General features: G+C 71.5%; 25 protein-coding genes, 1 pseudogene and 2 riboswitches. Of the genes and pseudogenes, 15 read left to right on the top strand and 11 right to left on the bottom strand.

Annotated elements, in window-relative coordinates; all coding sequences use genetic code 11:
- On the bottom strand, positions 1-410 hold a 410-nt coding region (locus AOK11_RS24865), incomplete at its 3' end, for an ATP-binding protein (protein ID WP_167353832.1).
- Between the two features lie 136 nt (positions 411-546).
- Between AOK11_RS24865 and AOK11_RS24860 the strand changes: the two genes are divergently transcribed.
- Both AOK11_RS24860 and AOK11_RS24855 read left to right on the top strand, forming a co-directional pair.
- A complete protein-coding gene (locus AOK11_RS24860; RefSeq protein ID WP_338058944.1) occupies positions 547-1,332 on the top strand; it encodes a helix-turn-helix domain-containing protein in 786 nt (261 codons plus the stop codon).
- Positions 1,329-1,586: a DUF397 domain-containing protein gene (locus AOK11_RS24855; RefSeq protein WP_055595961.1), complete on the top strand. Its 258-nt coding sequence runs from the start codon at positions 1,329-1,331 to the stop codon at positions 1,584-1,586. The genes AOK11_RS24860 and AOK11_RS24855 overlap by 4 nt, the downstream gene beginning before the upstream one ends.
- Before the next feature lie 22 nt (positions 1,587-1,608).
- Here AOK11_RS24855 and AOK11_RS43545 read toward each other — a convergent pair whose 3' ends face one another.
- Positions 1,609-1,767 (bottom strand): hypothetical protein, encoded by a 159-nt coding sequence (locus AOK11_RS43545; protein ID WP_167353831.1) that lies wholly within the window; start codon positions 1,765-1,767, stop codon positions 1,609-1,611.
- 166 nt (positions 1,768-1,933) lie between these two features.
- On the opposite strand from AOK11_RS43545, the gene AOK11_RS24850 reads away from it, so the two are divergent.
- Positions 1,934-2,551 (top strand): DUF1707 SHOCT-like domain-containing protein, encoded by a 618-nt coding sequence (locus AOK11_RS24850; protein ID WP_055595960.1) that lies wholly within the window; start codon positions 1,934-1,936, stop codon positions 2,549-2,551.
- 504 nt (positions 2,552-3,055) lie between these two features.
- Here the strand turns inward: AOK11_RS24850 and cycA are convergent.
- The 3 genes and pseudogenes from cycA to AOK11_RS24835 form a co-directional block, all read right to left on the bottom strand.
- A complete protein-coding gene (cycA, locus tag AOK11_RS24845; RefSeq protein ID WP_079035058.1) occupies positions 3,056-4,534 on the bottom strand; it encodes a D-serine/D-alanine/glycine transporter in 1,479 nt (492 codons plus the stop codon).
- Positions 4,535-4,844: 310 nt separating this feature from the next.
- A riboswitch (glycine riboswitch) is annotated at positions 4,845-4,936 on the bottom strand.
- Positions 4,937-5,033, bottom strand: a riboswitch (glycine riboswitch).
- A gap of 396 nt (positions 5,034-5,429) precedes the next feature.
- A complete protein-coding gene (locus AOK11_RS24840; protein WP_055595959.1) occupies positions 5,430-6,437 on the bottom strand; it encodes a homoserine dehydrogenase in 1,008 nt (335 codons plus the stop codon).
- Positions 6,438-6,566: 129 nt separating this feature from the next.
- Positions 6,567-7,094, bottom strand: a pseudogene (locus AOK11_RS24835) (carboxylesterase family protein); the annotation flags it as partial.
- A gap of 125 nt (positions 7,095-7,219) precedes the next feature.
- Here AOK11_RS24835 and AOK11_RS24830 point away from each other — a divergent pair.
- From AOK11_RS24830 to AOK11_RS24815, 4 genes are all read left to right on the top strand, one after another.
- A complete protein-coding gene (locus tag AOK11_RS24830; RefSeq protein WP_055595958.1) occupies positions 7,220-8,272 on the top strand; it encodes a LacI family DNA-binding transcriptional regulator in 1,053 nt (350 codons plus the stop codon).
- A 64-nt stretch (positions 8,273-8,336) separates the two neighbouring features.
- Positions 8,337-8,732 carry a VOC family protein gene (locus AOK11_RS24825; RefSeq protein ID WP_079035061.1) on the top strand — a complete coding sequence of 132 codons (396 nt, stop codon included), beginning with the start codon at positions 8,337-8,339 and terminating at the stop codon, positions 8,730-8,732.
- A 162-nt stretch (positions 8,733-8,894) separates the two neighbouring features.
- Positions 8,895-9,464: a PadR family transcriptional regulator gene (locus tag AOK11_RS24820; RefSeq protein WP_055595956.1), complete on the top strand. Its 570-nt coding sequence runs from the start codon at positions 8,895-8,897 to the stop codon at positions 9,462-9,464.
- The gene (locus tag AOK11_RS24815; RefSeq protein ID WP_240497479.1) at positions 9,451-10,398 is read left to right on the top strand and encodes an SGNH/GDSL hydrolase family protein; all 948 of its coding nucleotides are present in this window, start codon (positions 9,451-9,453) and stop codon (positions 10,396-10,398) included. The genes AOK11_RS24820 and AOK11_RS24815 overlap by 14 nt, the downstream gene beginning before the upstream one ends.
- Positions 10,399-10,479: 81 nt before the next feature.
- Here AOK11_RS24815 and AOK11_RS24810 read toward each other — a convergent pair whose 3' ends face one another.
- The 6 genes from AOK11_RS24810 to AOK11_RS24785 form a co-directional block, all read right to left on the bottom strand.
- The gene (locus tag AOK11_RS24810; protein ID WP_055595955.1) at positions 10,480-11,175 is read right to left on the bottom strand and encodes a helix-turn-helix transcriptional regulator; all 696 of its coding nucleotides are present in this window, start codon (positions 11,173-11,175) and stop codon (positions 10,480-10,482) included.
- 10 nt (positions 11,176-11,185) lie between these two features.
- Positions 11,186-12,121 (bottom strand): AraC family transcriptional regulator, encoded by a 936-nt coding sequence (locus tag AOK11_RS24805; protein WP_055595954.1) that lies wholly within the window; start codon positions 12,119-12,121, stop codon positions 11,186-11,188.
- A gap of 227 nt (positions 12,122-12,348) precedes the next feature.
- Positions 12,349-13,440, bottom strand: coding sequence for an ABC transporter ATP-binding protein (locus tag AOK11_RS24800; RefSeq protein ID WP_055595953.1), 1,092 nt, complete (start codon positions 13,438-13,440; stop codon positions 12,349-12,351).
- Positions 13,437-15,044, bottom strand: coding sequence for an ABC transporter permease (locus tag AOK11_RS24795; protein ID WP_055595952.1), 1,608 nt, complete (start codon positions 15,042-15,044; stop codon positions 13,437-13,439). Before AOK11_RS24795 ends, AOK11_RS24800 begins: the two co-directional genes overlap by 4 nt.
- Positions 15,045-15,049: 5 nt before the next feature.
- Positions 15,050-16,105 carry an iron ABC transporter substrate-binding protein gene (locus AOK11_RS24790; protein ID WP_055595951.1) on the bottom strand — a complete coding sequence of 352 codons (1,056 nt, stop codon included), beginning with the start codon at positions 16,103-16,105 and terminating at the stop codon, positions 15,050-15,052.
- 251 nt (positions 16,106-16,356) lie between these two features.
- Positions 16,357-17,517 (bottom strand): YihY/virulence factor BrkB family protein, encoded by a 1,161-nt coding sequence (locus tag AOK11_RS24785; RefSeq protein ID WP_079035057.1) that lies wholly within the window; start codon positions 17,515-17,517, stop codon positions 16,357-16,359.
- A gap of 142 nt (positions 17,518-17,659) precedes the next feature.
- Here AOK11_RS24785 and AOK11_RS24780 point away from each other — a divergent pair, with 142 nt between their 5' ends.
- The 8 genes from AOK11_RS24780 (at position 17,660) to AOK11_RS24750 (ending at position 26,289) form a co-directional block, all read left to right on the top strand.
- Positions 17,660-19,294 carry an acyl-CoA dehydrogenase family protein gene (locus tag AOK11_RS24780; RefSeq protein ID WP_055595963.1) on the top strand — a complete coding sequence of 545 codons (1,635 nt, stop codon included), beginning with the start codon at positions 17,660-17,662 and terminating at the stop codon, positions 19,292-19,294.
- Between the two features lie 431 nt (positions 19,295-19,725).
- Entirely contained in the window at positions 19,726-21,003 is a 1,278-nt protein-coding gene (locus AOK11_RS24775) for a GAF domain-containing protein (RefSeq protein ID WP_055595950.1), read from the top strand.
- A gap of 258 nt (positions 21,004-21,261) precedes the next feature.
- Positions 21,262-22,593, top strand: a complete 1,332-nt coding sequence (locus tag AOK11_RS24770) for a hypothetical protein (RefSeq protein WP_055595949.1) — start codon at positions 21,262-21,264, stop codon at positions 22,591-22,593.
- Between the two features lie 75 nt (positions 22,594-22,668).
- A complete protein-coding gene (locus AOK11_RS24765) occupies positions 22,669-23,241 on the top strand; it encodes a GNAT family N-acetyltransferase (RefSeq protein ID WP_055595948.1) in 573 nt (190 codons plus the stop codon).
- A gap of 201 nt (positions 23,242-23,442) precedes the next feature.
- Positions 23,443-23,526 (top strand): putative leader peptide, encoded by an 84-nt coding sequence (locus tag AOK11_RS46445; RefSeq protein ID WP_310887545.1) that lies wholly within the window; start codon positions 23,443-23,445, stop codon positions 23,524-23,526.
- 182 nt (positions 23,527-23,708) lie between these two features.
- Entirely contained in the window at positions 23,709-25,406 is a 1,698-nt protein-coding gene (locus AOK11_RS24760; RefSeq protein ID WP_055595947.1) for a nitrite/sulfite reductase, read from the top strand.
- Positions 25,403-25,582 (top strand): hypothetical protein, encoded by a 180-nt coding sequence (locus AOK11_RS24755; RefSeq protein ID WP_055595946.1) that lies wholly within the window; start codon positions 25,403-25,405, stop codon positions 25,580-25,582. The genes AOK11_RS24760 and AOK11_RS24755 overlap by 4 nt, the downstream gene beginning before the upstream one ends.
- Entirely contained in the window at positions 25,579-26,289 is a 711-nt protein-coding gene (locus tag AOK11_RS24750; RefSeq protein ID WP_055595945.1) for a phosphoadenylyl-sulfate reductase, read from the top strand. Before AOK11_RS24755 ends, AOK11_RS24750 begins: the two co-directional genes overlap by 4 nt.
- Positions 26,290-26,330 lie beyond the last annotated feature (41 nt).

Genomic DNA, 26,330 nt, shown 5'->3' with positions numbered 1-26,330 from the left:
ACCCCCCACTTGTCCGCCAGCTCGTCCACGAGCAGTAACCCCCGCCCGCCTTCCGCCGGCTCCCGGTCGCCCTCCGCCTGGGGCACGGCCGGCACGCCGCCCCCACTGTCATGCACCTCGACCCGCACGCCTCCATCGGCGCCCTCGCCGTACGGCAGCATCCTCAGCAGAAAGCCACGGCCGGGCGGCACACCGTGCACCAGTGCGTTGGTGGCGAGTTCACTGACGCACAGCAGCACATCGTCCTCGCGCCCGCGCATGCCCCACTCCGCGAGCACCCGGCGCGCGAAGTCCCGGGCGGCGGGCACGGACCGGCGCTCACGGCGGAAGAACCGCTCGAGCGGGGCGGGGACCCGGGACAAGGGTGAAGTTTCCTGATTCACAGGACGAGAGTCACGCTCCGTACCCATCCTGAAACAGTCCGCGCACCCGTACGTCCTGCATGTACGCCTGCGCGACAGTGAACGTACAGGCACGGGTGGGGAGTTCGACCCTATGAGCACCACGGCAAGACCACGGTCCCGGTCACGCAGGAACGCGTCCGCGATGAAGATGGTGGGCGCCCTGCTCGCCACCTTCCGCGAGGCGGCGGGCCACACACAGCGCTCCCTGGGCGAACACTTCGTCGTGAGCGAGCAGCAGATCGCGTCGATCGAACAGGGCAGACGCCCCCTGAAGCCGGACCTCGCAGACCAACTGGACGACCTCCTCGATACCAAGGGCGCGTTGACGGCCGCGCTGGCTCATATGCCGGAGGTGGACCTGGTCCCGCTGTGGGCGGAGGAGTATCTGGACCAGGAACGCGAAGCTATCGCGATCTCGTGGTACGAGAGCCTTCTGGTGCCGGGGTTGCTACAGACCGAGGCATACGCACGGGCCGTATTCCGTAGCCGCGTCCCTGTCTACGACGAGAACGAAATCGGCCAACTCGTAGCAGCGCGGATCGAGCGACACGAGATTCTGGAGCGTCGAGTACCGCCAACAGCAAGCTTTGTGATCTGGGAAGCAGCGTTACGGGACCGCCTGGGTGGACCGGACGTGTATACCGAACAGCTGCATCACCTACGGCGGTGCGCCGGTACCCCCGGGATCGCACTGCAAGTTCTGCCGTTGGGCCGCAGTTCGCACGCTGGGCTCGAGGGCCCCTTCATTCTGCTGGAAACCCCGGAGAACCAGCGGCTCGGCTACAGCGAAACGCAACGGGGCAGCACCCTCATCGCCGCTCCCTACGAGGTAGGGATCCTCACCCAGAAGTATGCGATGCTGCGGACCCAGGCCCTCAACACTGAAGACACGAGGGACCTGTTGGACCGTCTTCTGGGAGAGGCATGAGCGACAGCGCACTTGAGTGGTTCAAGTCCAGCTACAGCAGCGGTGAAGGCGGAGCTTGCCTGGAAATCGCTTACACCTGGCGCAAGTCAAGTCACAGCGGCAGTGAAGGCGGCAACTGCCTCGAAGTAGCCGCCCACCCCACCGCCATCCACATCCGCGACTCCAAGACCCCGGACGCACCCCACCTCACCGTCGCCCCGGAAACCTGGACCGCGTTCCTGCCCGTACCGTCGGAGCACACCAGCACGGCGTAGGCATGGGCGTAGCGCCGATCCCTCACATGCCGCGGTCAGGACCTTCCCAGCTGACCGTGGTGTCCGTTTCGCTCAGCGGCATGCTCTCGAAGACGATCGGGCCGGGGTGGAAGACACCACTGCCCTGACCGAACATGTCCTCACCGACCAGATACCGGTAGAGCCACTCGGAGAACGACATACGGTACTCGTAGCACAGCGCCTCCAGTACAGCGCCTCGTTGCCGTCGCAGGCGAACAGCCGCCCTTCCCCCTGCGCCCGCCTCGACCGCATCTCGGCCCCTGGAGCGGTGTTCGAGATGTGCAGTTCCAGTCCGCTCAGTCCGCCGGCTGCTTATCCTGGTGGCCATGACTGCCCAGCCTCCGGGACCCTCTCCGCGCCCTGTTCCCTCAGGAGAGCTCCGCGCCTCTCACGACGACCGGGACGCAGTGGTGGAGCAGCTCCGCGATGCGGCAGCCGAGGGGCGAATCGATCTCGATGAGCTGGATTCGCGCCTGGAGCAGGCGCTGCAGTCCAAGACTTACGCCGAGTTGGCCGTCCTGACCGCCGACTTGCCGAAGCTGGATTCCTCTGAGAGCCGGCCGCCGCTGGTACTCAAGGGCGGCATGTACGGCGCGTCTCGAGGCCCCGGGCGCTGGGAGGTTCCCGGGCACGTGATCGCTCACGGAGGCTTGGGGGGTGTGAAGGTTGACTTCACCCGGGTCGAGTGCCGCCTCACGGAGGTCGCACTGGAGGCGTACGGGGAGACATCCGGTGTCACGATCGTCATCCCCGACGGCTGGGCCGCAGACACCAGCGGCATGGATCCCGGCGTCGGCGGCCTGACGGACAAGACCACTCCCGACCGGCTCCCGGGAACTCCGCTGATCCGGCTCACCGGGTCCGGCGGCATGGCGGGAGTGGTCATCCGCCACCCCAACCGCCGGGAACGGCGCAAGCTGGACAGCAACCCGACGCAGGGCTAGGACGCGTGCCGAGGCGCTGATCAGGACCTGAAACGATCTCGGAATGGCTCGTGGCGATCTGACGGGCGAACAGTGGGCGCGGTGGGAGCGGCTGTTGCCGCCGATACCGACGATGGGGCGAGGAGGGAGCATCGCCGGGCAGCTCCTTTCCGCGCCGCACCTCACCCGCCCGGTGCCGGGCTGAGACGTGGACAAGGACGGGAGCGTGGGCGTCCGCCCGTGATCGCCGTTGGCCGTCCCCGCACGGGCTGCCGCGACAGCCCTTGTCGCCGTACACGTGCGCGAGGCAATCACACGACCGCGCGGGCGGGTTGAAGTCAACGGGACCGGGCGCGTACAACAACGACGACAGGGCCTCCGGGAACCGCTCGGAACGGGGTCGCACCCCGAGCTACCAGGAGGCCCTGCCTTCCTGCGCGTACGGCCGGAAGAACACCCGATCAGGAACTCTGTTCGACTTGCACGTTCCAAGATCGGTCGAGAAACGGCTTCTCCCTCCAGCCGCTACTCGACGGAGCCGACCGGGGATGCCTCCTGCCGGACCTGATCGGGGCGGCGACGGCGACGGTGAACCGCCCATGCGATGCCGAGGATGACGAACCACACCGGAGTCACCAGCAGCGCCTGCAGGGTGTCCTCCTTCTGGGTCAGTGCCCAGATGAGGAACGCGAAGAAGGCGAGTACGACGTAGCACATGACGACGCCGCCAGGCATCTTGAACGTCGACGCCTCGTGCAGGTGAGGACGGCGCTTGCGGTACACGAGGTAGCAGATCAGGATGATCGACCAGACGAAGATGAACAGCAGTGCCGAGATGGTGGTCACCAGCGTGAAGGCCTCGATGATCGAGTCGCCCATGGTGACCATGACGACACCGGGGAGCAGGAAGAGGCCGGACAGGAGCAGGGCGTTGACCGGCACCTTCCTGGAGGTGAGCCTGCCGAACCGCGCCGGCGCGTCACCCTCTTGGGCCAGGCCGTAGACCATCCGTGAGGTGGAGTAGATGCCCGAGTTCGCGGACGAGGCGGCAGAGGTCAGCACCACGAAGTTGATCACGGAGGCGGCGATGCCGAGGCCGGCCAGCGTGAACATCACGACGAAGGGGCTGCGGTCCGCGCTGATCTGGCGCCAGGGCGTGACGGAGATGATCGCGATCAGGGCCACCACGTAGAACAGCATCACGCGCACCGGGATCGAGTTGATCGCCTTGGGCAGGTTCCGTTCCGGGTTCTTGGTTTCCGCCGCAGTGGTGCCGACCAGTTCGATGCCGACGAAGGCGAAGGTGGCGATCTGGAATCCCGCGACGAACCCCATGGGGCCGGTGGGGAAGAAGCCGCCGTCGTTCCAGAGGTTGGAGAAGCTCGCGGTGGCGCCCCCGGGCGCCTGGAAGCCGCCCAGCACCATGCCGAATCCGACGACGATCAGCGTCACGATGGCGACGATCTTGATCAGTGAGAACCAGAACTCGGTCTCACCGAACGCCTTCACCGTGGGCAGGTTCAGGACGATCAGCAGGACGACCGCCGCGAGCGCCGGGATCCACAGCGCGAGCCCTCCCCACCAGTACGACACATACCCGGAGATCGCGATGACGTCGGCGACACCGGTGACGATCCAGCAGAACCAATAGGTCCATCCCGTGAAGAAGCCAGCCCACGGTCCGAGAAGGTCCGAGGCGAAGTCGGCGAAGGACTTGTAGCGCAGGTCGGAGAGCAGCAGCTCTCCCATCGCCCGCATCACGAAGAACAGCATCGCGCCGATGATCATGTAAACGAAGATCACCGAGGGGCCGGCCAGTGAGATCGTCTTGCCCGACCCCATGAACAGACCGGTTCCGATCGCCCCGCCGATCGCGATCAGCTGGATGTGCCGGTTGGACAACTGTCGGGAAAGGTGTTGCTCGCCCGCGGGGGAGGGCGTCCGTCCGGGCTCCGTCTCGGGTACGGGAGCGATGGTCGGGCCGACTTTATTGCTTTCGTGCATGAGCGAACCTCGTGGATCTTTGGCACGTGCGGGCCGTGACAGGCGTGTCTCGGGAAGCAGCCACGCACGCATGGGGGAACGAGTGGGCGCGGAGAGCCGGCACCAGGTATGGCGGCCGGCCGGGAGGGCGCCGGGTACTTCGAACATGCCCACAAGGGGGCGTTGGCCGACGAGGGCGGGGATGAGGAAGCCGGAGCTCAGCCGGGGCGCCGGTGGGCGGTCGGCGGCTTGAGGCGAGGTAACAGGAAAGTCATGGAGGGGGTCCTCGAAGGTCGAGCACGGGCAGGAGCCCGCGCTGCCGAGTGGAGCCTCCCCCTCTGTCATGGGGCCTGAGAGCTTCGCCGCGGAAGTCCGCGGCTTGCACTGTGGGCGAGGCGCAGGAGCGCCTGCTTTTCAGAGGTGCCTGCCCGAGCGGTAGGGGTGCCTGAGAGTTTCCGGGGAGGTGTTGCTCCTTCGGCGCCCGGGTCTGGCTGACCCGGTTCTCTCCCGCAGCGGGATGGACGGCGATGTGAGGCTAGGCCCGCACCGGCAGTCGGTCAAGACCTGCGCAAACGTTGATCGTTTACTGCCGAGTAGGACCGCGTGCGCCTTCCCGGGGGTGCGGGCCGCCCGAGGAACCGGGTCAGCTTTGCACGTCGGGCGCCGGGCCGTCCCCTGCCTGCGCAGCCGGGGCCCCGGATCGGGGACGAGGGGCCCGGTCCGACCGAGGAGGCGGAGAAGTGGTCCGTGCTGCTCGCCGACCGTGACCCCGCCGTCCACCGGGGCCACGGACCTGGTGGGACAAGGGGTCTCCCCGTGTCGAGAACAGGATCGTCAAGGGCTGACCACCCCACTCGCCCCGCCCCGTTCCCACCGTCCCGGAGACCAGGTACTCGAGGTACTCGCATGTCATGTGTCAGAGGAACCCGGTGCGGGGAGCCGTGACCTCGATGGTGTCCTTCACCAGGGCGAGCGCGGCGCCCAGCGGACTCGAGCGTCCCCCGCTCACGATCACGTCGCCGGCCTCGGGGCAGCCGAACACCACGGCCTTCTCCGGCCCGACGAGCGCGTGCAGGGGGTCGCCGGGCTCCGTCTCCTCCAGCCGGACGCGGACAAGGTGAGGTTCGTCCAGGGACGCGCTCGCCACGGCCCGCAGGCGGCGCGCCCTGGAGACCGCGTCCAGCGCCGCCCGGGAAGTTCCCTCGTCCACCGGCTCCGCCCGCACCTGCACGGACGCCGGGTCCCATCCCCAGGCCAGCGCTGCCAGCAGCCGCACCTTCGTGGCGGCATCCGCGCCGGACAGGTCGGACGACGGGTCCGCCTCCGCGGTCCCACGACGCCGAGCCTCCCGGATCGCTTCCCCCAGCGAGTCGCCCTCGGCGAGGCGATCGAGGACGAAGGTGGCGGTGCCGTTCGGGCAGGCCCGAATCGTCGTGCAGCCCAACCCGCGCAACGAGGTCCCGGCCAGGTCCCCCGCCGGCAGAGCGGCACCCGTCGCCCCGGAGATCCTGATCATGCTGCCGGCCGCGCGGGCCGCTTCGTCGAGGTCCCGCCAGTGGCTGAGCAGGTGGCTCTTGGTGGCGGTGACCACATGAACCCCTCTGCGCAGAGCGACGAGGGCCTCCTCCGCGGCGTGCAGCCGGAGTTCGGGCGAGGACGGGATCGCCTGGACGAACACGCGGGCAGCGGTCCGGTCGAGCGTCTCCTCCAGCGGGGCCGGCGGAGTCCACGCCGAGCGGGGCGGCACGGGCTCGCCCTCGCGGAGCCGGCACTGCGCGGAACTCGCCCGTACGGCACCCACGCTCACCCGTACGCCGTGCCGGCGAGCCAGCTCGTCCCCCTGCCGCGCCAGGTACTCGACGAAGGCCTGACCGACCGGACCGTATCCGGAGAGCACCACGTCGGCCCGGCTCACTTCACGCATGCTTCCCTGCTCCTCTTCGACACCCCGCACGGGAGACCAAGCCTCGCAGAACCACGGGCCGAGGGGGGCCGGAGCGAGAACGGCGATACCACCAGGGGTGGATGACCGCGTGCGGTGGAATCCTGCCTCTCAGCGCCGCCGGAGCGCGCCGTTGCGGCGCAACCGGCTGATGACCGGGCGGAGTTCCGAGGGAGTGCCGGGCGGGGGGTCTTGGGTGGCGTCAACGGTGTCGGTGGTCCACAGGGCGAGTTCGCGGTCTCGTGGGCCGTACGCGGTGTGCGGCGCGCCGTGGCCGAACCTCCGCACCGGGTGCCTGGCGTCCCAGCGTTCCCACCCCGGCTCCCCGTCGGAGACGAACCGCACCCATGCGCCGTGCATCGCGTCGGACAGGGCCTGGGGCGCGCCCTCGCCCGCCAGTTTGCGCGCGTCGGGCTCGTCGCCGCTGTCGAAGACGAAGCCGAGTTCCAGGGCGTGGCAGGCGCCCATGCCGGGGCGGCGGGAGGGCCAGGCGAACTCGTAGACGTAGGAGGGGTCTTCGCGACCGTCGGCGAGGCGGTGGAGCGGAATGCGCAGAAGGTGGTCGGTGACGAGTTGGCCGACGATCTCGGCGGTACCGGCGTCCACGCACCGGCACGGTCCGCCGGTTCCCCGAAGAGCACCACGTCGCTCATCGGTATTCCTGCGCACGCGTGAAGGTTCTTCCCGCCGGGGTGCCCCGGACCTACAGTAGGAAGCGCTTTCTATACGGTGGCCCTCGGCTGGGCCGGAGAGGTGAGGTCCCGATGGTCCGTACGGGAAGTGCGGGACGGACGAGCGTGGCGGCCGGGCCGACGCTGGCGGTCGTGGCCCGCGAGGCGGGGGTGTCGGTGCCGACCGCGTCCAAGGTGGTCAACGGGCGCGAGGACGTGGCCCCGGACACCCGCCGCCGCGTCACGGAGGCCCTGGACCGGCTCGGCTATGTGCGGCGGCCCCGGTTCGACGGGGCGAGGACGCCTCGCACGGTGGACCTCGTGGTGGACTCGCTGGAGAGTTCGGGGTCCGGCGCGGTCCTCCACGGCGCGGAGGAGGCGGCACACGACGCGGGGCTGGAGATCGTGGTGTCGGCGGCGCTGACCCGCGGCCGGTCCGGGCGTCCCGAGCGGGGCTGGCTGGACAAGCTGGTGACCCGCGGGTCGTCGGGGGTCCTGTTCAATCTGGCCGAGCTGGACGGGCACCAGTACGCCTGGCTGGAGCAGCACCGCATTCCGTTCGTGATGATCGACCCGGTACTCGAACCCCCGCCGGGCGTCGTGTCGGTGGGCGCGGCGAACTGGCAGGGCGGGGTGACGGCGACCGAGCACCTGCTGTCCCTCGGCCACGAGCGGATCGCCGTCGTCGCGGGCCACCGGCACACCCTGTCCAGCGGTGCGCGCGTCGCCGGCTACCGCTCGGCCCTCGCCTCGGCGGGCGTCCGACATCATGCCGAGTACGTCCGTCACGCCGGTTTCGACAAGGCCGCAGCCCTGCGCCGCATGCGCGAACTCCTCGATCTGCCCGAGCCTCCCACGGCCGTCTTCGTCTGCTCCGACCGGATGGCGCTCGGGGTGTACGAGGCCCTGGCCGAGCGGGGCCTGCGCGTGCCGGACGACATGAGCGTGATCGGCTTCGACGACCTCCCCGAGGCCCGCTGGCTCGCCCCACCGCTGACGACGGTCCGCCAGCCCCTGTCCGAGATGGCGGCGACGGCCCTGCTCCTCCTGCTCCGCATCATGGACGGCCACCACCCGGAGAGCACCCGCACCGAGCTGTCCACCCGCCTGGTCGAACGCGCGAGCACGGCACCGCCGCGCGACTGACCCGCGCGCGGCCGTGTCCGATTCCTTCAAGACCGGGGAGACGGGGCGCGCCTACGGTGGCCCCATGAGTGCGCGTTTTGATGCCATCGGGTTGGTCGTCTCCGACATGGGCGCCTCGGTCGCCTTCTATCGGCGGCTCGGGTTCGCGTTTCCCGCGGGGGCCGAGGAGCAGGGGCACGCCGAGGCGGAACTGCCGGGCGGGCTGCGGTTGCTGATGGACACCGAGGAGGTCGTCCGGTCGTTCCACGCCGCGTGGGAGCCGCCTTCGGGCGGAGGGCGGGCCTCGCTCGCCCTGCGGTGCGACAGTCCCGCCGAAGTGGACTCCCTCCACGAGGAGTTGGTGGCGAGCGGCTGCCGGAGCGAGCTCAAGCCGTGGGATGCGGTGTGGGGGCAGCGGTACGCCACCGTCCTCGACCCGGACGGCAACGGGGTCGATCTGTTCGCGCCGCTGGACGGATGAGCCCGGCGGGGGCGCCGGCGGCGGCCACGACGCTCGGCTCGTGCCCGGGCGACCCCGCGCCTACTCAATAAAGAGATTAGTCAGTTTCTTGAGTAGGATGCGGGGGAAGAACCCGGCAGGGTGCGGCTGAGCATCCGGGACGCGAAGGGGAGGGCTGCCGCGATGGCCTTGCGACACGCCGTACTGGCAGCACTCCTCCACGGCGAGTACAGCGGGTACCAGCTGGCGAAGGCCTTCGACATCGGCGTGGCGAACTTCTGGCACGCCCTCCCCCAGCAGCTCTACGCCGAGCTGGCCAAGCTGGAGAAGGACGGCCTGATCACGGGCCGTCAGGTGGTCCAGGAGACCCGGCCCAACAAACGCCTGTTCCAGGTGACCGACGCCGGCTTCGCCGAGCTGGAGACATTCGCCGCCGCCGTGTCGAAACCGTCGTTCATCCGCGACGACCTGCTCGTCAAGATCCACGCCGCCGACCGCATCGACACCTCCCCGCTGATCGAACAGCTCGATGAGCGGGCGTCCGCCGCCGAGGCCAGGGCCGGGCTCCTCACCTCCCTGCTGGACACGATGCGCGGCGTGCTGGACGAGGAGGAGTACCTGCGCACGGGCGAGCGGATCGGACCGTACCTGACCTGCCTGCGCGGCCTGTCCTTCGAGCGTGAGCACCGCGCGTGGTGCCTGCGCACGGCGGCGGTCCTGCGCGAGAGGAGGCAGGCCCGTGCCGAACGCTGAACACGCCGGGCCGGCGGAGCAGGCCGGGCAAGCCGCACCGGCCGGGAAGACCATGCCGCACGAGACCGCCGACACCGTCGAACCCGCCGCGATCACCGAGATCACCGCGCTCACCGAGAACTCCAGGAACGTGCCCCCCACCGACACCGCCCACCGCGCCCGTTACACCCGCTACGTCGCCCTGGGCGACAGTCAGACCGAAGGCGTCGGTGACGGCGACGACGTCACCGGCCTCCGCGGCTGGGCCGACCGCCTCGCCGAACACGTCGCGGCCGCCGACCCCGGTCTGGAGTACGCCAATCTGGCCGTACGGGGGCGGGTCGCCGGCCAGGTCCGCGCGGAGCAGCTCGGCCCGGCCCTGGCCCTGCGCCCGGACCTCGCGACCGTCGTCGCCGGGGTGAACGACCTGCTGCGGCCCCGGTTCGACGCCGCGGAGGTGGCGGGACACCTGGAGGCGATGTTCGCCGCGCTCACGGAGGCCGGGGCCCACGTGGTGACCCTGACCTTCCCCGACATCGGGCGGATCGCGCCCGCGGCCCGGCCCCTGCGGTCCCGGCTGTTCGACATCAACGACCGGATCCGCGCGGCGGCCGCCCGCCACGGGGTCTCGGTCGCCGAGATCGAGCCGCACGACGTCTCCACCGACCCACGCCTGTGGAGCACCGACCGGCTGCACGCGAGCCCGCTCGGCCACGCACGGATCGCCGAAGCCGCCGCCCAGGCGATCGGCCTGCCCGGCACCGACGACTCCTGGACCCGCCCGCTGCCGCTCCTGCCGGCCCCCACCCGCCTGCGGGCCACGGCCGCCGAACTGCGCTGGGCCGCCACGTTCCTCGGCCCCTGGCTCGGCCGCCGCCTCCGCGGCCGGTCCTCCGGCGACCACCGCCTCGCGAAGCGCCCCGAACTCCAGCTGGTACGCGTACCTGTCCCGTAAGGGCGCCCCTGCCCCCTACGGGACGGGCGAGCGGAAACTCCGGAGGGGTTCCGCCTCCGTGGTCTTCCCGGACCCACTCACTCAACCGTGGGCGACGAGGAGCCTGCCCAACGGCAGACCCGTCAAGTCCCTTACCTCGCGGGACAGATGGGCCTGGTCCGCGTAACCGGTGCGGGTGGCCGTCTCCGCGAACGGGGTGCCCCCGCGGGCCAGGGCGAGGGCGCGGTGGAGGCGGAGGATGCGGGCCAGGGTCTTGGGGCCGTAACCGAACGCGGTGAGCGAGCGGCGGTGCAGCTGGCGTGCGCTCAGGCCGAGTTCGTCGGCGGTCTCGGCGACCGGGCGGCCCGCGTCCAGGGCGGCCACGACGTGTCGGAGCACCGGGTCGGGTGGGGTGGCCGCCTCGGCCGCCCGTCTCAAGGCCAGGTCCTCCAGGCCGCGGGCCGGGTCGGCCGCCGCGTTCACCCGGGCGGTCGCCCGGCGTACCTCCGCCGCCGGCCAGAGGTCCGCCAGGTCCGGCCGCCGGTCGCGCAGTTCGTGTGCGGGGACGCCCAGGAGGGCGGGGGCGGTGCCGGGGTGGAAGCGGATGCCCGCCCAGGAACTCGACGTGCCGCCCTCGGTGAGGTGGGCGTGGGTGTCGGGGCCCGCGACCAACAGGCGTCCGTCGTGCCAGAGCAGGTCCATGCAGCCGTCGGGGAGCACCCGGCCCGCTCCGGCGCCGGTCGGGGTGTTGGTCCACACGACCGCGTCCGGCAGTCGCGACGCCCGCTCGCTGTACACGTCGTCCAGGCTACGCGGCCCGCGTCCGCCACTCCTGCGGGCTGACGCCGTACGCCCGTTTGAAGGCCGTCGACAGGGCGAAGGCGCTGCCGTAGCCGACGTGGCGGGCGATCGCGCCGAGGGTGTCGTCCGTGTCGCGGAGGCGGTCCGCGGCGAGGGCGAGGCGCCAGCCGGTGAGGTACGTCATCGGGGGCTCGCCGACCAGTTCCGTGAAGCGGCGGGCCAGCGCGGCGCGCGAGACGCCTGCCTTCGCGGCGAGCGCGGCGACCGTCCAGGGGTGGGCCGGGTCGCCCTGGAGGAGGCGCAGCACCGGGCCGACAACGGGGTCGCCCAGCGCCCCGTACCAGGCGGGCGGCGCCGCCTCGGGGCGGGCGAACCAGGTCCGCAGCGCGGCGATGACCAGCAGGTCGAGCAGCCGGTCGAGGACGACCTCCTGACCGGGTTCGTCCCACACGATCTCCGCCGCGAGGATCGGGGCGAGCGGGCAGTCCCAGTCGTCGGCGGTGAGGAAGAGCAGGGGCGGCAGCGCGTCGAGCAGGCGGCCGCCGATCTCGCCCCGCACCCGGTAGGTGCCGATGAGCATGGCCGTGGCGCCGTCGGTGCTGTCGCCCCAGGTGCGGACGCCGAGGTCCATGACACCGTTCAGGGGGCGTCCGTCGGGGTAGTGGCACTCCCCGCCCGGCAGGATCAGCGCCTGCGGCGGGGTGCCGGGGTCGTCGGCGCAGGTGTACGGGTCGGGGCCGCGCGCGATGGCGAGGTCGCCGGGGCGCAGCAGCCGCCGGTCGCCGCCGTCCGGCACCAGCCATGCCTCGCCGCGGACGAGGAGCATCACGGTCAGCGGGGCACGGTCCTCGATCCGGACCGACCAGGGCGGGTCGAAACAGGCCCGGATCATGAACGCGCCACGGGCGCGGGGGCCTTCCAGCAGGCCGGTGAGGGCGTCCATGGGCCCAGCGTAGACGCGGGGCGGGCCGTGCCCCGGCCCGCTTACTTCTCGTCGTCCGGTGGTCCCGTCGACTCCGTACGGGAAGTGCGAGTGTGGTGGCCGGGCCGACACCGACGGTCGTGGCCCGCGAGACAGGGGTGGCGGTGCCGACCGCGCCCCACCACGCCACACGCGTCCGCCACTTCCGTGGGCCGACCCCCGCGCGCCCGCTCGACGTCCTGCACCGGTCAGGCGGTTGCCGCGGGGCCGTCCCCGCCCGCCACGCACCCGTTGCCGTCCCGCCGGGGGAGGTGGAGGGTCGCCGTGCCGGTTACGGCCGGGCTCACCGGATCGCCGGGCCGGTGAGCGACCGGCCCGGAAACACGGACGTGCACCGGTGAGTCCAGTCCGGTCACCGCCACCGTCACCAGGGTGTCCGGTCCGTGGAAGGAGACGTCCGCCACCGTGCCGTGGGGAGCCCGGCCGGACGGTGCACCGAGGGTGAGCTGTTCGGGGCGCAGCACAACCGTTCCGGCAGCGCCGTCCACCGGGGTCTCCAACGGGATGCGGCCCAGGGCGGTGTCCGCGGTCGTGCCCCTGCCGGTGCCCGGAAGCATGACGACGCCACCGACGAAAGCAGCCACCCAGGGGTCGTCCGGCCTGCGGTAGACGTCCTGCGGAGTTCCGCACTGGACCACTCTGCCCGCCCTGACGACCGCCACGAGGTCTGCTGTGGAGAGTGCCTCCTGCTGGTCGTGGGTGATGAGGACGCCCGTCGCCCCGGTGGACCTGAGCGCCGCGCGTACATCAGCCCGTACGCCTGTTCGCAGTCCGCTGTCGAGCGCGTTGAACGGTTCGTCGAGCAGGACGATCGCGGGTTCCGGGGCGAGCGCCCGCGCCAGCGAGACGCGTTGCTGCTGGCCGCCGGACAGTTCGTGGGGCATCCGGTCCCCGTAGCCGTGCAGGCCGACGAGATCGAGCATGTCCCCGGTGCGCCGACGGCGTTCGGCCGGGGAGGAGCCCGCCAGCCCGAACGCGACATTGCGCGCCACGCTCAGGTGCGGGAACAAGGCACCCTCCTGCGGCACGATGCCGATACGCCGTCGTTCCGGGGACAGGTGGGTGCCGGGTCCGGTGACGATCCGCCCGCCGATCTCGACCGTCCCCGCGTCCGCCCGCAGAAAGCCTGCCACGATGCGCAGCATGGTCGTCTTGCCGCAGCCCGAAGGCCCGAGGACGGCGGCCAGCCGCCCCGCGGGGACGGAGAGGTCGACCCCGTTCAGGACGGGGGCGCCGGGACCGTAGGACTTGGTGAGCCCGGTGATCCGCAGGTCGGTCATGTGCGGTGCCTTCCGAGGAGGTACGAGGGAACGGCCGCGATCAGGATGAGGACGGCCGCGTACGGAGCGGCGGCGGCGTACGAGCCGGTTCCGGTCTCGGTCCACAGACGGGTCGCGAGGGTGTCCATACCGGTGGGCCGAAGCAGCAGGGTCGCCGGGAGTTCCTTCATGCAGACCACGAAGGTCAGGGCGGCGCCCGCGGCGATACCGGGAGCGGCGAGCGGAACCGTGACCTCACGCAGGACGCCCAGAGGCCCTCGTCCGAGAGAACGCGCGACGTCCTCCAGCACGGGCGGTGACTGAAGGACCGCTGCCCGGGTGGCGCCCACGGCGATCGGTAGGAACAGCACTGCGTAGGCGGTGACGAGCAGGGGCAGCTCCTGGTACAGCGGATAGGCGAACCGCACCGCGAGGAAGACCATCGCAAGGCCCACGGTAATCCCGGGCACGGCATGACCCGCGTACGCGGCCTGCTCCAGCAGATGCGCGGTGCGGCCCCGATGGCGGGCGGCGAGCACGCCGACGGGAAGCGCCAGACACGTGGTGAGCGCGGCGCCGAGGGCCGCCACGAGCAGCGTGATCCCCCCGGTCTCCAGCAGCCCCCGCGGATCCCAGGTACGGGAGTTGCCGACCGCCAGCCAGTACCCGAGGGTCCCGGCCGGGAAGGCGACCCCGGCCGCGGCGACGGCCGAGCACCAGCCGAGTGCGGGCCACTTCAGTCGGCCGAGCGGGGCCGGGGACGCGGGCCTGGCCGTGCCACCGCCGGTCCGGGCATGGCCCGCACGGCCGCGGGTGCGCGCCTCGGCGGCGACCAGCAGCACTGTCATCAGGACGAGCACCACGCTGAGGGCGGCTGCGGGCGTACGGTCGAAACTCGCCTTGTACGACGTGTGGATGGCCCGGGTGAAGGTCTCGTAGCGCATGATCGACACTGCCCCGAAATCGGAGAGGACGTACAGCGCCACGAGCAGCCCGCCACCGGCCGCGGCCGGGCGGAGCTGCGGCAGGGTGACCCGGCGGAACGTGCTCCAGGGCCCGTGGCCCAAGGCGCGCGCCGCTTCCTCCTGTGCGGGGTCGATACCGCGCAGCGCGGCAGCCACCGGCAGATACACGTACGGGTAGCTGACCAGGGTGAGCGCGAAGGCGGCACCGCTGAATCCGGCGAGATCGGGGCGCGCCGAGATCCAGGCGAAGGCCGCGACATAGCTGGGCACGGCGAGCGGTAGCGTGGCGAGCACCGACCACGCGCGCCGGCCGGGCAGCGCGGTGCGGACTGTCAGCCAGGCGAGGGAGATGCCCAGGACGAGGCAGGCGGTCACCACCACGGCGGCCAGACCGACGCTCCGGGCGAGCAGTTCCAGCGTGCGGTCGGTCGCGACGACGTTCCACGCGTACTCGGGACCTCGCTCCACGGCCCGTACGACCAGGTAGACCAGCGGGAGGAGGGCCAGGGCTGCGGCTGCCGAAGCCAGGGCCAGGAGGAAGAGCGGCGGTCTGCGCCCGGCACGCCCGGGCCTGGACGGTGCGGGGGCGTCGTCCGGGCCCGGGTCGGAACGGGCGGGTGCCGGCGGGGCCTGGTGACCTCGGGTACCCGGACTCTTCATACCGATCAGACCATCCCGGCTTCCTGGAGCATCTCCAGCGTCACCTGAAGGGACTCCAGCCGGCTCAGGTCGATCTCCGGCGCGTCGATGGACTCGAGCGGCGGAAGGTCGTCCTCGCTGGTGACTCCGGCGGCCAGCGGGTACTCGTGGGTCTCGTTCGCGAAGTAGGTCTGCGCCTCCTTCGCCAGGAAGAAGTCGACGGCCTTCTGCGCCGCGGTGCTCTGGTCGCTGCCCTTGATGACCCCGACGCCCGCGACGTTGACGAGCGCGCCCGGGTCGCCCTTCGTGGGGAAGTGCAGCTTGGCCTTGAGCTTGTCCGCGCCCTCCTCTGCGGCCTTCTCGTACCAGTAGTAGTGATTGATCAGGCCGAGTTCGGCCTTGCCGTCGTCTACGGCGTCGAGGACCGCGCCGTTCTTCTCGTACACCTGAGGGTCGTTGGCCTGGAAGTCCTTCAGCCACTTGCGCGTGGCGTCGTCGCCCTCGAGGACCCGCATACCGGTCACGAACGCCTGGAACGAGGCGTTGGTGGGCGCGTAGCCGACCTTCCCCTTCCATTCCGGCTTGGTCAGTTCGTGCACGCTGTCCGGTGCCTCGGCGACCTTGTCGCTGTGGTAGGCAATGACGCGGACCCGCCCCGACACACCGACCCAGTTACCGTTCTCCGCGCGGAACGCCTTGTCGACGGTGTCGAGGGACTTCTGCGGCAGCGCCGCGAGGCGGCCCTCCTTGCCCAGGGCGCCGAGCGCGCCGGCGTCCTGCGAGAAGAAGAGGTCCGCGTCGGTCCTGTCACCCTCTTCGAGAAGCTGGGCGGCGAGTTCGGCACTGTCCCCGTAACGCACCTCGGCCTTGGCGCCGGTGGCCTTCTCCAGCTTCTCGATGAGCGGCGCGACGAGTTCCTCACTGCGGCCGGAGTAGATGACGAGCGTCCCTCCCTCGTTCTTCCCCCCGGCCTCGGTACCGGAGCCGGTTCCCCTGCCGTCCGAACCGCAGGCGGCCATCAGGGGGACCAGCAGGGCTGAGGCGGCGAGGGCCCCAATCGTGCGGGAGGAGGAACGTCTCATGTCGAAGCCTTTCCAAATCATGGGTCATGATTACTTAAGGTTAGGCTTACCTAATTAGCAACTCTGTCCCGTTCTCCGTGACCAAACTGGGATCTGATGCGTCTGGCAGGATTCGTGAGAGCGGATTCGTCGCCGCCGCGCAGGGGTGAACCGGGCGAGCGGTGCCGGGCACGGGCGGCAGCCGCGACGACGCCGAGCGGATCAGTACCCTCAGTCAGGTCTCGGGCGCGGGGCGGGGCGGACGTTCGGCCTCACTTCTCCTCGTCCTCGGAGCCCTCCCCCTCCTTGTTCCGCGGGGGACGGTGGTGGCTGTTCTTCGCGTGGGTGCGCAGGCGGGCCGTGACGTCCTCCGGGGGCAGGAAGCGGGACCAGCGTTCGGGGAACTCGGAGGGCATGTCGGGGTCGGCCTCGTCGTCGTCCACCGCGGCGGTGCGGGCGACGTACTCGGCGACCTGCGCCTGCCGGATCCGTTCGTTCGCCTCGCGGGCGGCGGCGGTCGCGGCGGCCGGCCAGACCCGGTCGATCGCGGCGTTGACCGCGGCTCCGACGAGCACGGCGAAGGCGGACACGCCGATCCACAGCAGTACGGCGACGGGGGCGGCGAGGGAACCGTAGATGGTGGGGCCCTCGATGACGCTGGTCAGGTAGATCCGCAGCAGGAAGCTGCCGAACACCCACATGGCGAGGGCGACCAGCGCGCCGGGCACGTCCTCGACCCACGGGGACCGTACGGGCACGGAGACGTGGTAGAGCGTGGTCAGGAAGGCCACCGACAGCAGGATGACCACGGGCCAGTAGAGGATCTGCACGAGCGTCGTCGACCAGGGGACGACACTGACCACGGCGTCGGGGCCGGCCACCATGAGGGGCAGCGCGACCGAGCCGACCAGCAGGGCCACGATGAACAGCAGGAAGGCCAGCAGCCGGGTCTTGACGATGCCGCGCATACCGTCGAGGCCGTACATGACGGTGATGGTGTCGATGAAGACGTCCACCGCGCGGGAGCCCGACCACACGGCGAAGAAGAAGCCGAGGGAGATGACGTCGGGCCGGCCGCCCTTCATCACGTCGTTCAGGATCGGCTCGGCGATCTGGCTCACGCCCTGGTCGGACAGCACCGCGCGGGAGGCCTCGATGATGTTGGTGCGCAGGCTCTGGGTGGTCTCGGCGCCGATCCAGATGTCGACGTAACCGAGCAGGCCGATCATGCTGAGCAGCAGCGGGGGCACCGACAGCAGGGTGAAGAAGGCCGCCTCCGCGGCCAGGCCCAGGATCCGGTACTCCATGCAGGAGTTGACGGTGTCCTTGAGCAGCAGCCAGGCGGTCCTGCGTTTGGAGACATTGCGGTACAGGGCTCGGGCCCGGTGAAGTCGACCGGACGGCGCGTCGGGGGGTTCGCTTGCTGGCTGCACGAACCAAAGGTATCCGTCGTGCCTGGTCGGCCTCACCCGAAGGGTCGCTCGGTAATCGCTCGGTAATCGCTCGGTGATCGCTCGATGGTCGTGAGGTGCCCGCGGGGTGATGCGGAGGGCGGTGGCGGGTAGGTTCGTGTTCATGGCAGGTACCACGCACACCGTGACCAACCAGGCGCCGCCGCTGGCGCAGTACGACGTGTTCACCGCCGACCGGGCGCTGACGGAAGCCGTCGAACGGCATCTGGACCCGTCGCTGCTGGACGAGGGCCTGTCCGAACTGTCGGCGCTCGGACGCACTTCCGGCTCCGTCCAGGTGCAGGAGTGGGGGGTGCAGGCCAATGAGAACCCGCCCCGGCTGCGCACCCACGACCGGTACGGGCACCGGATCGACGAGGTCGATTTCCATCCCGCCTGGCACCGGCTGCTCGGCAAGGGCGTCTCGGCGGGCCTGACGAACGCGTGGGCGCGGCCGGGCGGACATGTGCGGCGGGCGGCGGGGTTCGTGGTGTGGTCGCAGGTCGAGGCCGGGAACGGCTGCCCGCTGTCGATGACGCACGCGGCCGTGCCCGCCCTGCGCGCGGACCCGGCGCTCGCCGCCGAGTGGGAGCCGCGGCTGACGTCGGTGGTGTACGACCGGGCGCTGCGGCCCGCCCACGAGAAGCCCGGTGTGCTCTTCGGGATGGGCATGACGGAGAAGCAGGGCGGCAGCGACGTACGGGCGAACACGACGTCCGCGCGGCCGCTGGCCGAGGACGGGACGTACGAACTGACCGGGCACAAGTGGTTCTGCTCGGCTCCGATGTCGGACGCGTTCCTGGTACTGGCGCAGGCGCCCGGAGGTCTCACCTGTTTCCTGGTGCCGCGCGTGCTCGAGGACGGCTCGCGCAACGTGTTCCTGATCCAGCGGCTCAAGGACAAGCTGGGCAACCGGTCCAACGCGTCCTCGGAGGTCGAGTTCGCGGGGACCTGGGCGCGGCGGGTCGGGGACGAGGGGCGCGGGGTGCGCACCATCATCGGCATGGTGGCGGCGACCCGGCTGGACTGCGTGCTGGGTTCGGCGGGACTGATGCGGCAGGCAGTGGCGCAGGCGGTGCACCACTGCGCGTACCGGGAGGCGTTCGGCGGCAAGCTGATCGACAAACCGCTGATGCGCAACGTACTGGCCGATCTCGCCCTGGAGTCGGAGGCGGCCACCACGCTGGCGCTGCGGCTCGCCGCGGCCTACGACGACGGGAGCGAGCGGGAGCGGGCGCTGCTGCGGATCGCGGTGCCGGCCGCCAAGTACTGGGTGACCAAGCGGTGTGCGCCCCTCGCGGTGGAGGCGGCGGAGTGCCTGGGCGGCAACGGGTACGTGGAGGAGTCGGGGATGCCACGGCTGGTGCGCGAGTCCCCGCTGAACTCGGTGTGGGAGGGCGCGGGCAACGTCCAGGCGCTGGACGTGCTGCGCGCGCTGAGCCGGGACCCGCAGGTGCTGGACGCGTACCTGGGCGAGGTCGGGCGGGCCCGCGGGGCCGATCACCGGCTGGACGGCGCGATCAAGGACCTGCTGACCGAGCTGGCCGACCTGGAGGGTGCCGAGGGGCGCGCGCGGCGGCTCGTGGAGCGGCTCGCGCTGGTGCTCCAGGGCTCACTGCTGGTGCGGTACGCGCCGCCGCAGGTCGCCGACGCGTTCTGCGCGGCACGGCTGGGCGGTGACGGGGGCGCGGCCTTCGGGACGCTGCCGCACACCCTCGACCTCGCGACGGTGGTGGAACGCGCCCGGCCTCAGGTGTGAGACGGCGGAGGGCTGCCCCGGGTGAGACGGCGGAGGGCTGCCCCGACGGCGGATCGAGCGGGACAACCCGGCCGGGACGAGCCGGTTTTGACAGCTCTGGCACGGCAACCCGGTTGTGACGCGGGGGTGGTGCTGCGCCGACACGGCACCACCCCCGCCGCACAGGCCCCTTGGGGCCGTGGACGCCGCTCGGGACGGCGTCGCTCAATTTTCAAGCAGTGCGGGGCGATCCACCAGGGTTGCAGGGGGTTGCAACGTGCCGCGGTGCGGTGCTGTCCGTTTCCGTACCGAGTTCCGTACCGAGCGACCTCGCGGCGGGCACACGGCACTATGGGACCGACGACAGCCAGAACGGATCTCGGGGGCGCGGCCGGCCGGCCGAGCGTTGCCCTCCGAGGCTTTCCCCGGGAGGATCAGTGCCGCTCTCGCCGATGGACGTGACGCACCTGGCCGGCCTGGACACGGTGCGCGCGGCCAGGATGCTGAGTGAGGTCCGCTCCGCGACGCTCTCCGGGCAGCGCGCCCCCATGGCGCCCCGGCCGGTGATCGAGGAGTCCTGGGAGCGGGTGCTGCGCAGCGGGGTCGACCCGGACCACGACTTCCGGACCGGGCTGCTGTCCCGCGCGGAGGTGCAGCGGCGGCGGGAGAGTTCGACGCTGCGGCATGTACTGCCGGTGCTGCGGGAAGGGCTGCTGCCGTTCACGGACGCCACCCGCCACATCATGGTGGTGGCCGACGCCGACGGCAGGGTGCTGTGGCGGGAGGGCGGCACGGCCGTCCTGCGCAAGGCGGACCGCCTCGGTTTCGCGGTGGGCGCGGACTGGCGCGAGGACGTCGTCGGCACCAACGGTGTGGGCACCCCGGCGGTGACCGGACGGCCGGTGCAGGTGTTCGCCTCCGAGCACTTCGTGGAGTCGCACGCGGACTGGACGTGTGCGGGGGCGCCCCTGACCGACCCGCGGGACGGGCGGCTGATCGGCGTGGTGGATGTGAGCGGGCCGCTGGAGACGATGCATCCGTCCACGCTGGCCTGGGTCGACGCGGTGGCCAAGCTCGCCGAGGCCCGGCTGCGGGAGCGCCATCTGGAGTCGCTGGAGCGGCTGCGGTCGGTGGCGGCGCCGGTGCTGGCCCGGCTCGACGGACGGGCCCTGGTGGTGGACCGGCACGGGTGGACGGCCGCGGTGACCGGGATGCCGTACCTGAGACGGCTGGCGCTGCCCGCTTCGGCGTCGGCCGGGTCGCGGTGGCTGCCGGCACTGGGCCGGTGCTCGCTGGAGCCGCTGGCCGGGGGCTGGCTGGTGCGGGCGGCGGCCGAGCCGGTCACCCGCGCGGCGAGCCGGATCGTGCTGGATCTCCGGGAGCCGCGCGACGCGTCGGTGGAGGTGTCCGGCGGTGCGGGCTCCTGGTCCCGGAAGCTGAGCCCCCGCCATGCCGAACTGCTGTATCTGCTGGCCGTGCAGCGGTCCGGTCGCAGCGCTGCGGGCCTGGCCGAGGACGTGTTCGGGGACCCGGCCCGTACGGTGACGGTGCGCGCCGAGATATCCAGGGTGCGGCGCTATCTGGGCGGCCTGCTGGAGCACCGGCCGTACCGGTTCGCGCAGGGCGCCGAGGTCGACGTCCTGCTCCCGGACGACCCGCGTGATCTGCTGCCGCACTCGACGGCTCCGGCACTGGGCGGCCGCGAGCACCGGCCGGCCACCGGGCTCTGAACCCGGAGGGCAGGGGGCGGAGGTCTGCGGGGAGGCCTGAAGGCGGAGGTCGGCGTCATCGGTGTCATGGGCGTCATCGGCCCGGCGTCCGAGCACAGCACATCGGCACCCATCAGGCCGAGCGTTCCACGGATTTGCGGGGTCTTCGTACCTCTGCGGGGTCGTCTGCCGTAGCATCGCTCCTCGGGCCACCCTCACCTGCTCCACGGTCGGACGGTCGGATCGCCGGACGCAGTTGGCCCGCCTCGGGAGGACGTTATGAAGCATCGCGGCAGACATCGTCGGCGCAGGCGGGGCAAGGCGCTGCGGGCGACGCTGGCCGGGACCGCGCTCGCGCTCACCGCGACGGCCACTCTGATCAGCACGTCGCAGGCCACCGACGCCGACGACCCCGGGGCGCTGAAGCCGCTCACCTCGTCCGCGGAGACCGCGCCGCTGCGGCTGTCCGAGGACCATGTGCCGCCGGAATGGCTCGACCGGCTCTCCTCCGAGATGGGCCGGCCCGTCGGCGTCCGGGCCGTGCTCGACGACACCGACGGCTCCCTGCGCGGCGCGGGGTCCTGTACGGACGACGACAAGCGCGCACTGCCCGTCGAACCCGCCGCCACGCGCGCGTACTGCTGGGACGGCGCCGACGTCGAGGGCTGGCGTCCCGGTGCCGTCACCACCTCCGGGGACGCGGACGACGACGGCCTCTGGGGTCCCAGCCGGGTGGTGCTCTCCGCCTGGAGCCAGGGCGACGCCACGGCGGACGGCACCGCCGCACAGGGCCCTGCCGTGACGGGCACGGGCGCGGGGCAGGGGCTGGCCCGGGTCGCGTTCATCGACGCCGGCGACCCCGCCGACCTCCGCTACACCTGGGCGCAGCTCGCCGTCCCGGTCGCCGGGGGACAGGACTACCGCGGACTGGTCTCCCCCGTGACGGGCATGGTCTGGTACCAGGACAAGCTGCTGGTCACCGCCGGGCGGGGGGACGGCAGCGCGCTGTACGTGTACGACGTGGACCGCGTCCAGCGGGCCACCGCGGACGGTTCGACGGTCGGGCGGGTGCCCGGTGGCTGGTCGGCGGCCGGGGCGCGGTACGTCCTGCCCGCCGTCGCCGTGTACCGGACGGCCGACGCGGACGCCCCGCAGCCGGGCGGCATCTCCCTGGACCGCAGCACGGTGCCGGACAGCCTGGTCGCGCACGAGGCGGTCGCCGAGGACCACGACGGGCCGACCCGCCTGTGGCGTTACGCGTTCGACGACGACAGGGCCCGCGCGGGGCTGCTGGCCACGGACCCGCTGCTGAGGGCGGACCCCGTCTCGGCCTACGAGACGAAGCTGACCCATGTGCGCAGTGTGCTGTCGTACGGGTCGGGCTGGTACCTGGGCCGGATGACCGGGACGCCGGACGAGCGCGGGACGCTGTGGCGGCAGGACACGGAGGGGGCCCGGCCCACCCGGTGCGGGGCGGACGAGACGCACCGCTGCTGGAGCGGCCCGTCGGCGTCGCTGTCCTACTGGCAGGAGACCGGCGAGGTGTGGTCCCAGACCGGCCGCATGCTCTTCGCCCTGCCCCTGACCTCCGTCGACGGCTCGCTGGACTAGGACCCGCCGCCACTCCCGTCGACGCGTGAACCGGGCATTCGACAGACGTCCGCGCCGGATGGTTCCCTTTCCGGCATGACGACCATCGCCGTGACCACCTGGTCCCTGGAGCAGACCTCGCCCACCGATCTCCTGCCGGCCGCCGTGCCGGAGGGGGACGTGCGGGTCGTCCGCTCCGAGGTGCCGTCCCCGGAGTTCAGCCGCTTCCTGTACGCGTCGGTCGGCGGTGACATCCGCTGGACCGACCGGCTGGGCTGGACGTACGCGCAGTGGCTGGAGCACCTGGACCGGCCCGGCGTGGAGACCTGGGTGGCGTACGACCGGGGAACGCCCGCGGGGTACGTGGAGCTGGAGGCACAGGACGACGGGGTCGTGGAGATCGTCTACTTCGGGCTGATCCCGGCCTTCCGGGGCCGGCGCGTCGGCGGGCACCTGCTGTCGTACGGCGTCGCGCGGGCCTGGGATCTGGCGGAGCGGTGGCCGGGCCGGAAACCGACCGGGCGGGTCTGGCTGCACACGTGCAGCAAGGACGGCGAGTACGCCATGGACAACTACCGTCGGCGGGGCTTCCGGCTGTTCGACACCAAGGTCGAGGACGAGCCCGAGATCGCCACCCCGGGCCCGTGGCCGGGGGCCCACCCGGTCTGAGCGGTCTGAGCACCACGCCCCGCAGACACCCCGCGTACGAGCCGTACGGCGTCCGTCCCCCCGAGCCGCTCCTGAGCGGCGCGGACAGGGCCGCCCGCGCCGCCTGTGACCAAGACCACCTTGTCTCTGATGTCGAGACGAAGGCGTCCGCATAATGGATGAAGCTGGACTGTGTCCAGATTCCCGTGCCACGCTTCCGTCATGCCTGGAACGGGAATCGCCTTGGTGAGTCGGCGGCACGTCGACCTCGGCCGCATGTCCAGCGCCATCTGTCCGGCGCGCTGAGAGCACGTTCAGCAGCACCCGACAGTTCCCCTCCGCCCCGGTCCGCCCCGCTCGGCACCGTCCGGTTCCGCCCCGTTCCGCTTCGTTTCACGAACTCCCGCGCAATGACGCGCATGTATGCCCATACCCGTCATGCACAGGTCAGAGCCGCATCCCCGTCTGTCCCGAAGGACGTATCAACCATGGCCGCCAGCCCGCAGAACCCTGCCGCCGCGACCCCCCGCCGCAAGGTGAGCCGTCACCGCGGAGAGGGCCAGTGGGCCGCGGGACACTTCACGCCGCTCAACGGCAACGAGCAGTTCAAGAAGGACGACGACGGTCTCAACGTCCGGACACGTGTTGAGACGATCTACTCGAAGCGGGGATTCGACTCGATCGACCCCAACGACCTGCGCGGCCGCCTGCGTTGGTGGGGCCTGTACACGCAGCGCCGCCCCGGGATCGATGGCGGCCGCACCGGTGTGCTGGAGCCCGAGGAGCTCGAGGACGAGTACTTCATGATGCGGGTCCGCATCACCGGCGGACGGCTCACCACCGAGCAGCTGCGCGTGATCGGCGAGATCGCCGAGACCTACGCCCGCGGCACCGCCGACATCACCGACCGGCAGAACATCCAGTACCACTGGATCCGCATCGAGGACGTGCCCGCGATCTGGGAACGGCTCGAAGCGGTGGGCCTGTCCACCACGGAGGCCTGCGGCGACACCCCGCGCGGCATGCTCGGCTCCCCCGTGGCCGGGGTCGCCGAGGACGAGATCATCGACGGCTCGGCGGCGCTGGACGAGATCGCCCGCCGCTACATCGGCGACCCGCGCTTCTCCAACCTCCCGCGCAAGTTCAAGACGGCCGTCTCCGGCTCCCCGCTGCTGGACGTCGCCCACGAGATCAACGACGTGTCCTTCGTCGGCGTCGTCCACCCCGAGCACGGCCCCGGCTTCGACCTGTGGGTCGGCGGCGGTCTGTCGACCAACCCCAAGTTCGGGGTGCGACTGGGAGCCTGGGTGTCCGAGGCGGACGTGCCCGACGTGTGGGAAGGCGTCATCTCCATCTTCCGCGACCACGGCTACCGGCGGCTGCGCAACCGGGCGCGGCTGAAGTTCCTGGTCGCCGACTGGGGGCCGGAGAAGTTCCGTCAGGTCCTGGAGGACGACTACCTGGGCCGCAAGCTGTCGGACGGTCCGGCGCCCGAGATGCCCAAGCAGCAGTGGCGCGACCACATCGGGGTGCACCGCCAGAAGGACGGCCGGTTCTACGTCGGCTTCGCGCCGCGGGTGGGCCGGATGGACGGCTCGCTGCTCACCAAGGTCGCCGCGCTGGCCGAGGACCACGGCTCGGGGCGGGTCTCCACCACGGCCGAGCAGAAGATGATCGTCCTGGACGTGCCGCAGGACCGGGTCGACTCGCTCGTCGACGCCCTGGAGGCACTGGACCTGCGGGTCAAGCCGTCGCCCTTCCGGCGCGGCACGATGGCCTGCACGGGCATCGAGTTCTGCAAGCTCGCCATCGTGGAGACCAAGGAGCGCGGCAGCGAGCTCATCGACGAACTGGAGCGCCGGCTGCCCGACTTCGGCGAGCCGCTCACCATCAACATCAACGGCTGCCCGAACGCCTGCGCCCGTATCCAGACCGCGGACATCGGTCTCAAGGGACAGCTGGTCACCGACGCCGAGGGCCGGCAGGTCAGCGGCTACCAGGTGCACCTGGGCGGCGCGCTCGGCCTGGAGCCGGCCTTCGGCCGCAAGGTGCGCGGTCTGAAGGTCTCCTCGGACGAACTGCCGGACTACATCGAGCGGGTCCTGAAGCGCTTCCAGGCGGAGCGCGAGGACGGCGAGCGGTTCGCCGCCTGGGCGGCCCGCGCGGACGCGGAGGCCCTCTCGTGAGCGAGCGCGCCGCGCCGTTCTACTGCCCGTACTGCGGCGACGAGGACCTGCGTCCCAGCGAGGAGGGGCACGGCGCCTGGGAGTGCGGGGCGTGCAACCGGGCCTTCCGGCTGAAGTTCCTCGGTCTGCTCGCCCAGGGAATCGAGCGGCCCGACACGGGAGGGGACCGAATATGACGGCGGTTCAGGAAGAGCACACCACCGACGAGCTGAGGGCGCTGGCCGAGCGGGCGGGCCGCGACCTGGAGGACGCCTCCGCCCTGGAGATCCTCCGGTGGGCCGTCGAAACCTTCGGCGGGCGGTTCTGTGTGACCTCGTCGATGGAGGACGCGGTGGTCGCCCACCTCGCCTCCCGCGCCCTGCCCGGTGTGGACGTGGTGTTCCTCGACACCGGCTACCACTTCGAGGAGACCATCGGCACCCGGGACGCCGTCCAGGCCGTGATGGACGTCAACGTCATCACGCTCACCCCGCGGCAGACCGTCGCCGAGCAGGACGCCGAGTACGGGCCGAGGCTGCACGACCGCGACCCCGACCTGTGCTGCAGTCTCCGCAAGGTGCGGCCGCTGGAGGAAGGCCTGCGGGGCTACGTGGCCTGGGCGACCGGGCTGCGCCGCGACGAGTCACCGACCCGGGCGAACACCCCGGTCGTCGGCTGGGACGAGAAGCGGCGGAAGGTGAAGGTCTCCCCCATCGCCCGCTGGACCCAGGACGACGTGGACGCCTACGTCGCCGAGCACGGCGTGCTCACCAACCCGCTGCTGACGGACGGGTACGCGTCGGTGGGCTGCGCCCCCTGCACCCGCCGCGTGCTGGAGGGCGAGGACGCCCGCGCCGGCCGCTGGGCGGGCCGCGGCAAGACCGAGTGCGGACTGCACGGCTGACATGACCGAGCCCCCCGCGCCTCCGCGGCCCCCCACCGGGC

Origin of the sequence: Streptomyces hirsutus (genome assembly GCF_001418415.1) — a bacterium.
Taxonomy (GTDB): Bacteria; Actinomycetota; Actinomycetes; order Streptomycetales; family Streptomycetaceae; genus Streptomyces; species Streptomyces hirsutus.
Note: the sequence above shows the minus strand (reverse complement) of the source record. Positions and strands in the feature narration are given on the sequence as shown.